This is a genomic window from Planktotalea arctica (assembly GCF_002105285.1).
In the GTDB taxonomy this organism is placed as follows: Bacteria; Pseudomonadota; Alphaproteobacteria; order Rhodobacterales; family Rhodobacteraceae; genus Planktotalea; species Planktotalea arctica.
Genome location: NZ_MUHR01000014.1, coordinates 110,825 through 121,206, shown reverse-complemented (window position 1 = coordinate 121,206; position 10,382 = coordinate 110,825). Strand labels below are relative to the sequence as shown.

The 10,382-nt window shown below is 55.9% G+C and carries 16 protein-coding genes; 14 read left to right on the top strand and 2 right to left on the bottom strand.

The window, feature by feature from the left end:
* Positions 1–78: 78 nt before the first annotated feature.
* Together B9P63_RS15150 and B9P63_RS15145 are read right to left on the bottom strand one after the other, a co-directional pair.
* Positions 79–699 (bottom strand): hemerythrin domain-containing protein, encoded by a 621-nt coding sequence (locus tag B9P63_RS15150; RefSeq protein WP_085310305.1) that lies wholly within the window; start codon positions 697–699, stop codon positions 79–81.
* A gap of 82 nt (positions 700–781) precedes the next feature.
* Entirely contained in the window at positions 782–1,840 is a 1,059-nt protein-coding gene (locus B9P63_RS15145; RefSeq protein WP_139816271.1) for a hypothetical protein, read from the bottom strand.
* Between the two features lie 431 nt (positions 1,841–2,271).
* Between B9P63_RS15145 and rpmC the strand changes: the two genes are divergently transcribed.
* The 14 genes from rpmC to B9P63_RS15075 all read left to right on the top strand — a co-directional run bounded on the left by rpmC (position 2,272) and on the right by B9P63_RS15075 (position 10,228).
* Positions 2,272–2,475: a 50S ribosomal protein L29 gene (gene rpmC / locus B9P63_RS15140; RefSeq protein WP_085310301.1), complete on the top strand. Its 204-nt coding sequence runs from the start codon at positions 2,272–2,274 to the stop codon at positions 2,473–2,475.
* 12 nt (positions 2,476–2,487) lie between these two features.
* Positions 2,488–2,718: a 30S ribosomal protein S17 gene (gene rpsQ / locus B9P63_RS15135; protein ID WP_085310299.1), complete on the top strand. Its 231-nt coding sequence runs from the start codon at positions 2,488–2,490 to the stop codon at positions 2,716–2,718.
* A gap of 82 nt (positions 2,719–2,800) precedes the next feature.
* Entirely contained in the window at positions 2,801–3,169 is a 369-nt protein-coding gene (gene rplN, locus B9P63_RS15130) for a 50S ribosomal protein L14 (protein ID WP_072630310.1), read from the top strand.
* Position 3,170: 1 nt separating this feature from the next.
* Positions 3,171–3,482: a 50S ribosomal protein L24 gene (gene rplX, locus B9P63_RS15125; RefSeq protein WP_085310297.1), complete on the top strand. Its 312-nt coding sequence runs from the start codon at positions 3,171–3,173 to the stop codon at positions 3,480–3,482.
* A complete protein-coding gene (gene rplE / locus B9P63_RS15120) occupies positions 3,475–4,038 on the top strand; it encodes a 50S ribosomal protein L5 (protein WP_085310295.1) in 564 nt (187 codons plus the stop codon). The genes rplX and rplE overlap by 8 nt, the downstream gene beginning before the upstream one ends.
* An 18-nt stretch (positions 4,039–4,056) precedes the next feature.
* Positions 4,057–4,362 (top strand): 30S ribosomal protein S14, encoded by a 306-nt coding sequence (gene rpsN, locus B9P63_RS15115; protein ID WP_085310293.1) that lies wholly within the window; start codon positions 4,057–4,059, stop codon positions 4,360–4,362.
* Positions 4,363–4,373: 11 nt separating this feature from the next.
* Positions 4,374–4,766 (top strand): 30S ribosomal protein S8, encoded by a 393-nt coding sequence (gene rpsH, locus B9P63_RS15110; protein WP_085310291.1) that lies wholly within the window; start codon positions 4,374–4,376, stop codon positions 4,764–4,766.
* 10 nt (positions 4,767–4,776) lie between these two features.
* On the top strand, positions 4,777–5,310 hold the full coding sequence (gene rplF / locus B9P63_RS15105; protein ID WP_085310289.1) for a 50S ribosomal protein L6: 534 nt from the start codon (positions 4,777–4,779) through the stop codon (positions 5,308–5,310).
* A gap of 11 nt (positions 5,311–5,321) precedes the next feature.
* Entirely contained in the window at positions 5,322–5,681 is a 360-nt protein-coding gene (rplR, locus tag B9P63_RS15100; protein ID WP_085310287.1) for a 50S ribosomal protein L18, read from the top strand.
* 120 nt (positions 5,682–5,801) lie between these two features.
* On the top strand, positions 5,802–6,368 hold the full coding sequence (rpsE, locus tag B9P63_RS15095) for a 30S ribosomal protein S5 (protein ID WP_085310285.1): 567 nt from the start codon (positions 5,802–5,804) through the stop codon (positions 6,366–6,368).
* Positions 6,369–6,381: 13 nt separating this feature from the next.
* Positions 6,382–6,570 (top strand): 50S ribosomal protein L30, encoded by a 189-nt coding sequence (gene rpmD / locus B9P63_RS15090; protein WP_072630317.1) that lies wholly within the window; start codon positions 6,382–6,384, stop codon positions 6,568–6,570.
* Positions 6,571–6,730: 160 nt separating this feature from the next.
* A complete protein-coding gene (locus tag B9P63_RS15085; RefSeq protein WP_085310283.1) occupies positions 6,731–7,519 on the top strand; it encodes an MBL fold metallo-hydrolase in 789 nt (262 codons plus the stop codon).
* A gap of 315 nt (positions 7,520–7,834) precedes the next feature.
* Positions 7,835–8,560 (top strand): acetyltransferase domain-containing protein, encoded by a 726-nt coding sequence (locus B9P63_RS15080; protein ID WP_085310282.1) that lies wholly within the window; start codon positions 7,835–7,837, stop codon positions 8,558–8,560.
* Between the two features lie 141 nt (positions 8,561–8,701).
* Complete coding sequence (locus tag B9P63_RS15075) at positions 8,702–10,228, top strand: fused MFS/spermidine synthase (RefSeq protein ID WP_085310328.1); 1,527 nt, start codon at positions 8,702–8,704, stop codon at positions 10,226–10,228.
* Positions 10,229–10,382: the final 154 nt, after the last annotated feature.

Genomic DNA, 10,382 nt, shown 5'->3' with positions numbered 1-10,382 from the left:
GCAGATGCGTCAGAGAATGGGTTGCCGCACGAAACCAGTTCGCTATCCTATACCCAGAACGGTTCAATAAGTGACCCGTCAAAACTGCATGGGCTGAGCCTCATACACAGAGTTTCGGATACTCCCATCCAGATAGAAACCGATCGCCTCTTCCAGCTCGCGCTCTTCATATTTGAAGTGTGAAAGTACCGCTTGGCGCAGCGCGAAGAACACATCGAACGCCTGATCAAACTGTGCAGCGTCGGGCGCGGTGGCCAAGGCTTCGGCGCTTGCGCCAAGGCGGCTTAGCAATTCGTGGATTACGGCGTGCTCTGCACGCAGTTTGTCGATCACCTTGCCAAGCGCGCTGTTACCCTGCGCAGCAAGGGCGGGGAACATCGAATTCTCTTCGATATCATGGTGCATCTTGAGCACGGCGCATTGATGGCCGCACAGCGTGCCCGCTACTTCGAAATTCTTGCGCATGTCGGAATGCAGCACGATCGATGCCAGTGCGCCGGGCGGTGCGTCCCCTGCTTTAATGCGTTCCAAAATAGCCGCGATTTGCGCCACTTCTGAAAGGTAGTGGCGGTGGATGGCAGCAAGGTGCCTGCCTTTACGGCGATCTTCATCGCGCGCGCCTGCAATAGGCGGCATCTTGGGCCGTGCGGCCTCGTTGACGTCAAGCAGGGCGAGGGGGATTTGGGACAGAGTTTTCATCGTGCCTCTTTACTTGAACGCACGAAAAAGAAAACCGTATCCGAGCTATGCACGCACAGAGCGGCGTGCATAGCTTATCACTTTAGACGGCAGCGGCTGGATCGGCGGCCTCGACCAACACGATATCATCAAGCGTGATCGCCTCTTCGCTAAAGACTCGGAAAACGCTTACGACTTCGGTTGATGTGGCTGTTGCGGCGAATGTCATTGTGACATCTGTATAAGGACCAAACAGTTCCGTACCAATTTCGTCGCGCGCGAGTGAAAGAACGGGCGCTGCGCGGTCCTCGGCGCCTTCGGGACGGGTGATTTCAAGTTGCAGAACATCTTCGCTCGCATCAAAACCGTCGATGGTGATGTTGCTGTTCCAAGTGATGGATGTTGGCCCATCCACAACAAGCGCTGTATCGCGAAGCTCAAGCTCCAGTGTGATACGGTCCATGCCTTCATCACCAGTCACAAATGCACTTCCTGCAAAAGCATCTGTGGTTGACGACGTCCCCGGAATTTGTGTGGCAACTCGTATGATATCATCACCAAGCCCCCCTGAAATCATGACGTCCTCTTCGAACATGCCTGACAAATCGGCGCTGATTATATCGTCGCCGTCACCGCCGCGTATTGAGCCTGCGCTAATGCTGGACAATTCATCATCGCCCGCGCCGCCTGAGAGACTAAGCGGGCGAATGGTCGCTCCGGTAATCGTGTCGTTGCCGTCGCCGCCGTCAACACCTGTTGTGAACAGACTGCCAAAGTCCACCTCGGCGACATCATCGCCGCCAAGCAGGTTAATTATCGTCGAGTTTGTAGTCTCTGTAATCCTTCCGAAAGTCTCGCCCGAAAGCGTGTCATTCCCCTCGCTCCCCAAGACCGTAGCTCCGCCAGTGTTCACCACTTCAATGCCCGGAACCACAGGATCATCGGCGGGATCAGGGTCCGTCTCTCTATCGGCCTCTTCCTCTGGATCGGGGCTACTATCGCCGTCATCCCCGTCTTCAATTTCGATTTCAGGTAAATCTTCGCTCACGTCTGGTATCAGCGCTGTCACAGGATCCGGCGTCATGCCATCATCGCCCATGGCGTCCATATCATCGGTTTCATCACCGGAGTCGGTTTCAACCACTTCGCTCTCTGTGCTCATGACCGTCCCCAACATCAAAGCTGCCATAAATGCGACGACCCACATATCCAAAACCTTTCGTTAAAAATCACTCTCATGCGCGCATTTGCGGGCACCACAGGTCAATTACGAAACTGTTAACGGCGCTAAACAGAGGTGTTTGCCTCATAATCACGCCACAATCTGCAGCGCATCTCGAAACAATGGCAAAGAATTGGCGGCATTGACCCGCATTGTGGCCGACGTGTCGGCATTCTTCCCCTGAAGTACAGGTTCTGCCCGCGCACAAAGACAACTCGGGAAACGCCAATCGCCAAAGCCCTTATCTGTGGGCGTTCTAAGCTATTGCCAAGGCCAGCCAACACACCTATACGGCCCTTTCTAGTGACCTCCACGGGAGGAATCAGTCACGCTCTAGCGGCTGACCCGTGATGTTGAAAAAGGAATAGGCTATGAACGCCAACGAACTGCGGGATAAGACGCCCGACCAGCTCCGTGAAGAGCTGCAAAATCTCAAGAAAGAGGCCTTCAACTTGCGCTTTCAGCAAGCTACGGGCTCGATGGAATCCACGGCGCGCATGCGCGGTGTCAAGCGCGACGTTGCTCGCGTTAAAACCATTCTCAACCAAAAGGCAGCTGCGGCTGCTGCGGAATAAGGAAGTCTCGATATGCCCAAGCGTATTCTCAACGGCGTCGTAACTTCTGACGCAAATGAACAAACAATTACCGTATCCGTAGAGCGCCGCTTTACGCATCCGGTTCTGAAGAAGACCATTCGTAAGTCCAAGAAGTATCGGGCGCACGATGAACAGAATGCCTTCAAGGTTGGTGACAAAGTTCGGATTATCGAATGCGCGCCTCGCTCGAAGACAAAACGCTGGGAAGTTCTGGAAGCGTAAACCACGCTTCCGGTGCTTTTTAGAAAGTGAAACCCTGGGGAGACTGGCACGCATCGCCGCCCCATAGGTCCGGAGAAACCAAATGATCCAGATGCAGACAAACCTGGATGTAGCTGACAACAGCGGCGCTCGCCGTGTTCAGTGCATTAAGGTTCTGGGTGGTTCCAAGCGTCGTTATGCCTCCGTTGGAGACATTATCGTCGTATCCGTTAAGGAAGCCATCCCGCGCGGTCGCGTAAAGAAAGGTGACGTGCGTAAAGCCGTCGTCGTGCGCACTGCCAAAGAAGTATTTCGTGAAGATGGGACTGTGATCCGTTTTGATCGCAATGCCGCCGTCATTCTGAACAACAACAACGAGCCAGTGGGTACACGTATCTTTGGCCCAGTCGTTCGTGAATTGCGCGCAAAGAACTTCATGAAGATCATCTCGCTCGCGCCGGAGGTGCTGTGATATGGCTGCTAAGTTGAAAAAAGGCGACAAGATCGTCGTGCTTGCCGGTAAAGACAAGGGTAAAGAGGGCACAATCAGCTCTGTTGATCCAAAGTCCGGTAAAGCCATCGTGGAAGGTGTGAACATCGCCATCCGCGCAACGCGCCAGAGCCAGACATCTCAAGGTGGCCGCATCCCGAAAGCGATGCCAATCCAGTTGAGCAACCTGTCTCTTATCGATGCTAACGGCAAAGCGACACGTGTTGGCTTCCGTATGGAAGGCGACAAGAAAGTGCGCTTCGCTAAAACCACGGGAGACGTGATTGATGCTTGATTCCAGCGATTACACACCCCGCCTGAAGGCTGAGTATCTCGGAACTATCCGCGCAGCCATGAAGGAAGAGTTCGGTTACAAGAACGACATGCAGATCCCGCGTCTGGACAAAATTGTCCTGAACATCGGGTGCGGTGCAGAAGCCGTTCGTGACAGCAAGAAAGCCAAGTCCGCACAGGAAGACCTGAGCGCGATCGCTGGCCAGAAGGCAGTAACCACAGTAGCGAAAAAGTCCATTGCGGGTTTCCGCGTGCGTGAAGACATGCCACTGGGCACGAAAGTGACCCTGCGCGGCGATCGCATGTATGAATTCCTCGATCGTCTGATCACCATCGCGATGCCGCGTATCCGCGACTTCCGCGGTGTTTCCGGCAAAAGCTTCGATGGCCGTGGCAACTACGCCATGGGCATGAAAGAGCATATCGTGTTCCCGGAGATCGAGTACGACAAAGTGGACGAAGTGTGGGGGATGGACATCGTCATCACCACCACTTCTGCAACCGACGCTGAAGCCAAGGCACTGTTGAAGCACTTCAACATGCCCTTCAACAGCTAAAGCGCGGGAGAGAGAGTTATGGCTAAAAAAGCAATGATCGAACGCGAAAAGAAGCGCGCAGCACTGGTGGCAAAATATGCCGTCAAGCGTGCCGCTTTGAAAGAAATCGCAAATGACCAATCCAAGCCGATGGAAGAGCGTTTTACAGCTCGCCTTAAGCTTGCAAAACTGCCGCGCAACAGCTCGGCCACAAGGCTGCACAACCGTTGCCAGCTGACGGGTCGTCCTCACGCATATTATCGTAAACTCAAGGTTTCCCGTATTGCTCTGCGCGACCTGGCCTCCCATGGTCAGTTGCCGGGCTTCGTGAAGTCGAGCTGGTAAGGAGATAAGATATGACTGATCCTATCGCCGATATGCTCACACGGATTCGCAACGCACAAATGCGCGGCAAATCCACTGTGATGACGCCTGCGTCCAAGCTGCGTGCTTGGGTTCTGGATGTCCTCGCAGACGAGGGTTACATTCGTGGCTACGAAAAGACGACAGGCGAAGACGGCCATCCGGCCATCGAAATCAGCCTGAAGTATTACGACGGTACTCCTGTAATTCGCGAAATTAAACGGGTCTCCAAGCCCGGTCGTCGCGTATACATGAGCGCCAATGACATTCCTGTGGTCCGTCAGGGCCTTGGTGTGTCGATTGTCTCCACCTCCAAAGGTGTGATGTCGGATGCTGCTGCACGCTCTGCCCACGTTGGTGGCGAAGTGCTCTGCACAGTCTTCTAAGGAAAGCGCAATGTCTCGTATTGGTAAAAAACCGGTCGACCTGCCTACAGGTGTTTCTGCATCTGTTTCCGGCCAGACTGTTGAAGTAAAGGGGCCGAAAGGCTCCCGCAGCTTCACCGCAACTGACGATGTGACCCTCACAGTTGAGGAAAACGCTGTCAAAGTCACGCCTCGCGGCAATTCCAAGCGCGCGCGTCAGCAGTGGGGCATGTCCCGCACGCGGATCGCAAATCTTGTTACCGGTGTCACCACCGGTGCCAAGAAAGAGCTTGAGATCCACGGCGTTGGTTATCGTGCCGCACTGGCTGGTAATGTAGTGAAACTGAACCTCGGCCTGTCTCACGACGTCGATTTCGCAATCCCTGAGGGCGTCACAGTGACTGTCCCGAAGCCGACCGAAATCATCATCGAAGGCATTGATGAGCAGCAAGTAGGCCAAGTGGCCGCTGACATCCGCGCGTGGCGTAGACCAGAGCCCTATAAAGGCAAAGGCATTCGCTACAAGGGCGAGTTTATCTTCCGTAAGGAAGGCAAGAAGAAGTAAGGACCAGTCAAATGGCAAACAGCAAAAGAACACTGTTTCTGAAGCGCCGTCTGCGCGTCCGGAACAAGCTGCGCAAGGTAAACGCGGGACGCATGCGTCTCTCGGTACACCGCAGCAACAAGAACATCAGCGCTCAGCTGATCGACGATGTGAACGGCGTCACACTCGCCTCCGCCTCCACTCTGGAGAAGGCGCTGGGTGTGATTGGCAAGAGCAACGTCGAAGCGGCGGCCAAAGTCGGCACCGCGATTGCAGAGCGTGCGGTGAAAGCTGGCGTAACCGAGGCATATTTCGACCGCGGCGGCTTTCTCTTTCACGGTAAGGTCAAGGCAGTTGCCGACGCCGCGCGTGAAGGTGGCTTGAAGATCTAAACCAAACGAGAGTGGCGCGCCTGTTGTGGCGCGCCATTCCGATGACTCGGGGGCACTTGCCCACCGGAGTTGACAGAAATTCAGGAGCATAGCGCTCCACTCATAAAAGGACTGCTCCACATGGCAGAACGTGACAACCGCCGTGGCAATCGCCGCGATGAGACACCGGAATTCGCCGATCGCTTGGTTGCGATTAACCGCGTTTCCAAGACCGTTAAGGGTGGTAAGCGCTTTGGCTTCGCCGCACTTGTCGTCGTCGGCGATCAAAAAGGCCGCGTAGGCTTTGGCAAAGGTAAAGCGAAAGAGGTCCCAGAGGCCATTCGTAAAGCTACAGAGCAAGCGAAGCGTCAGATGATCCGCGTTGCCCTTCGTGAAGGCCGCACGCTGCACCACGATGTCGAGGGCCGTCACGGCGCTGGCAAAGTTGTCATGCGCACCGCGCCGCAAGGTACTGGTATTATCGCAGGTGGACCAATGCGTGCCGTCTTCGAAATGCTGGGTGTTCAGGACGTTGTTGCGAAATCTATCGGTTCGCAAAACCCCTACAACATGATCCGTGCTACGATGAACGGTCTGACCAAGGAAAGCAGCCCTCGCTCCGTCGCTCAGCGCCGTGGCAAGAAAGTTGCCGACATTCTGAACAAAGGCGAGGCCGCTCCAGCAGCAGCCGAAGCCGCAGACGCGTAAGGAGACCTGAGACATGGCTAAAACGATCGTCGTAAAGCAGATCGGTTCCCCGATCCGTCGCCCGGAAAAGCAGCGCCAGACACTTATCGGTCTTGGCCTGAACAAGATGCACAAGACACGTGAGCTTGAGGACACGCCAGCAGTACGCGGCATGGTCAACAAGATTTCTCACATGGTTGAGATCATCGAAGAAAAAGGCTGAATTTTGCGCAAGGATCGTGGTTAACATGGTCTCTGTTCTCAGCACCTAACGCCCTTGGTTCACTCCGGGGGCGTTTTGCGTTTCGGCGCGATCAAGCCGAAGTGATTTGCCCCCGTCGCAACGCACTCTAATCTCTGGAACGAAAACAGGGAGCAAACATATGACATACACACGGCGCAGTTTTCTCGGGACCGGTGCAGCGGCGGCAGCGGGCATCACCGTCATGCCCTTCATCGCGCGCGCCGCAGGGCATGGGGGTGATATGTATGAGACGGGCATGGGGCCGCTCAAGGTGCATCCGATCCATCACGCGTCCTTGGTTCTGGAAACACCGATGGGCGTTATCTATGTTGATCCGGTCGGCGATGTCGGTGAATACGAGGGCAAGCCCATGGCCGACCTGATCCTCGTCACCCATGAACACGGTGATCATTTCAATGTGGACACGCTTGCAGCGCTTGGCGCTGGCGGTGCGCCGATGATCACGAACCCGGCGGTCTTTGGAAAACTCTCCGAAGAAATGCGGGGCGGAGCGCGCCAGCTTGCCAACGGTGAAAGCAGTGATTTCAAAGGGATGCGCATTGATGCGATCCCCGCTTACAACACCACGGCGGGTAAGGAGAAATTCCACCCTCAAGGGCGCGACAACGGCTATGTGCTTAGCATAGGTGATTTCAGCCTCTACATCTCGGGTGATACCGAAGACATTCCCGAGATGCGCGCGCTGAAAGATATAGATCTTGCCTTCGTGTGCATGAACCTGCCCTTCACCATGCCTGCCAGCGCTGCGGCAGATGCGGTAAAGGAATTCGCGCCCAAAGTCGTTTATCCCTACCACTACCGTGGCCGCGACGGCGGCACGCAAGATCCGGCAGTGTTCGCAGAGCTGGTCGGTGACGCGGCGACAGTCAAAATGGGCTCGTGGTACAAGCCGGGCGAGTTGGGCTAGGCACGCAGTGCGCGCGCTTTTGCCCCGCGCGCCGAAGAGGCGGGCAGGGGAGAGGCGCGGAGCGCGGTGAAACGGGGTGGCAGGCCTGCCGAGAACTGATCCAGAATCGCAATCGAAGCGGTGCTTCGACATCCATATCCGGGGGATCGTCCTGTCGCGGGTGTCGACCGCGTGCCAAACAGGACGGTGATCCAAAGGTCATACCGTTCTTGAGCTCGCCCTCGTTTTAGCGCGCCGCGCGTTAAGGATTTGAAAACGCATCGCGCGCGCGCAACAGGGCTGCTATCAACACGTAGCAGCAGCGGGAGTGCGCAGATGAGAATTGCAGTGATCGACATCGCGCGCACGGCGGCGCTGGCTGCGATGGTGGTGTTTCATTTCACCTATGATTTGGAACTTTTCGGCTTTGCCCCGCGCGGCACGATAGCAAGCCGCGAATGGGTGCTCTTTGCCCAAGCCATTGCGGGAAGTTTCATCTTTCTCTCTGGCGTAAGCCTTGTCCTTGCGGCGCAAGGCGGCCCGCTGGATCGGGGCAAGTATCTGAAACGCTTGGCTATGATAGGGGCGGCTGCGATAGCCGTGTCGCTTGGCACATATGTCGCTATGGGCAGTGCGTTTGTGCGCTTTGGTATCCTGCATATCCTGTTCTGCGCCAGTATTCTTGGCCTTGTGTTTCTGCGTCGCGGCTTTTGGCTGGCGGGGCTTTTTGGTATAGTTGTTGTTGCACTGCCGCACACTGCGAGTTGGCCGTTTGTGAACAGCGTATATTTGCTCTGGCTTGGCGCAACGATTGAACCGCTTCCTGCGATGGTGGATTACATTCCGCTTATCCCCTGGTTTGGGGTGTTCCTTCTTGGCATGTCTTTCGCGCAGCTTGTCACGCGGCTTGGCGCATGGGGCGGCCTTGCGGGGATGCTCGATCCTGCGCGTAGGGGCGTTCGGCTCATCTCATGGCCCGGCAAGCATAGCCTTGCGGTCTATCTGATCCATCAGCCAGTGTTGTTTGGCGGGGTCTATTTGGCGAAAGTGGTGTTGGGGTAGGGGCACGCCGGGGGGCATTTTAGTGGCGGTTTCGCGGGTTTGCGTAACTGCCCGTTGCAGGGCTTTACCGGCGCATCTATTCTTGCGCTGCGTGATACTTCCTTTCACGAGTTTTACACTAAAAAGGGCGAGCCAGATTTGATGACGGGACATGACACCGCCAAGATTATTCCGCTTTGGTTACTGATCTTCCTGCAAGCTGGCATTTCAGCTTCGAGCCTGATTGTCGAGATCGTCGCGGGGCGGATGATTGCGCCCTATGTAGGCATGAGCCTTTACACATGGACATCTATTATCGCGGTTGTGCTTGCCGGTTTTTCTGTTGGGCATTGGTGGGGCGGCAAAATCGCGTCGCTGCCGACAGAGCGCGCATTGCGCATTACGGGCTGGACCATGATTGCCGCCGCATGCACCACCGCTGGCGCCACGCTGCTTTTGCGCGCTTTTGCGGGTCCGGTTGTGGAGACCTTCACGCATCCTTTGGCGGCGATCACGATTTTGAGTTTCCTCGCCTTTTTTCTACCTTCGCTCTTTGCGGGCGTGCCTGCGCCAATTCTGACAGTCGTGGCAATGCGCGATCGGAAACGCTCCGAGCAGGCATTGGGCGCAATGTTTGCCTCTGGTGCGGTCGGTGCGATTTTTGGAACGCTGCTTGCGGGCTTTCTCTTTGTGCCGTGGATCGGCTCTGTGAAGACGCTTCTTGTGATAACTTGCGTTTACGTGATTGCAGCACTGATTTGTTTCCGCCTTGGAAAAGCCAAGGGCCACGCAGCGCGCGCTCCGGTTCTGGCGATAGGCGTTGCGCTTGGCACCGGCATTTGGGCATTGAGCCTGCCGCCTGTTTGTGACCGTGAAAGCAGCTATTACTGCATTCGCACTGTCGCAGTTTCAGACAATCCCGATGATCCCGTCAATTTGATGGTCGTGGATCATCTGGCCCATGGCATTAGCGCACGAGAGGCCCCGCGCGTCATGTTTACAGAGCACGCAGCCATGCTGGATGCCTTGCCACGCATGCGGATGGACACCGCGCACTTCACGTCGTTTCATATCGGTGGTGGTACGTATTCTGTGCCCCGCGCTTGGGCGGATCGAGGTATTGGCGGCATAACGATTGCAGAAATTGATCCGGTGGTCACCGAAGTTGCCGTGGATCAATTCTGGTTTGATCCTGCAAGCGCGACAATTCTGCATGAAGATGCGCGCGTGGCCTTGAGGCGGAGCACTCAAACCTTCGACGTCATCGTCGGGGATGCGTTTACCGACATCGCAGCGCCAGAACATCTGGTGACGCGGCAGTTTTTTGATCTGGTTTCGCGCCGCTTGTCGCCGGACGGGGTCTTTGTGATGAACCTGCTTGATAATCTGGATAGACTGGACGCGCTTGCAGCAGTTGTCGTAACGCTGCGCGATGTCTTTCCAAGCGTCGAGGTCTGGACGGATGCACGTCCACCACAAGCAGGCGAGCGGCGGGTGTTTGTCCTTTTGGCGAGCGGTTCTGACAGTGCAGTTTCGGTAATCGATGCGCGATCCCCTGACCTGACCCGTTTTCAGGCCTTGGGCAGCGCCTTCATTGATGGGATCGTGCAACAAAAAAATGCGCAAGTCCTGACCGATGATCACGCGCCACTTGCGTATCTTATGGGCTTCGATCCTGCCATTGATTGAGCACTTCAAATGAAAAGCGCGTGGCGGCGGTTCTTTAACAATGCGCCCCCCCTTGATCCAGCCTCATCGCCGCTCTATACGCGCCGAGTGGCAATCCGTGCCACTTACGAATCAATCACACGCCGCGTTCGGCCACTCCCGTCGCTGGGGGTCG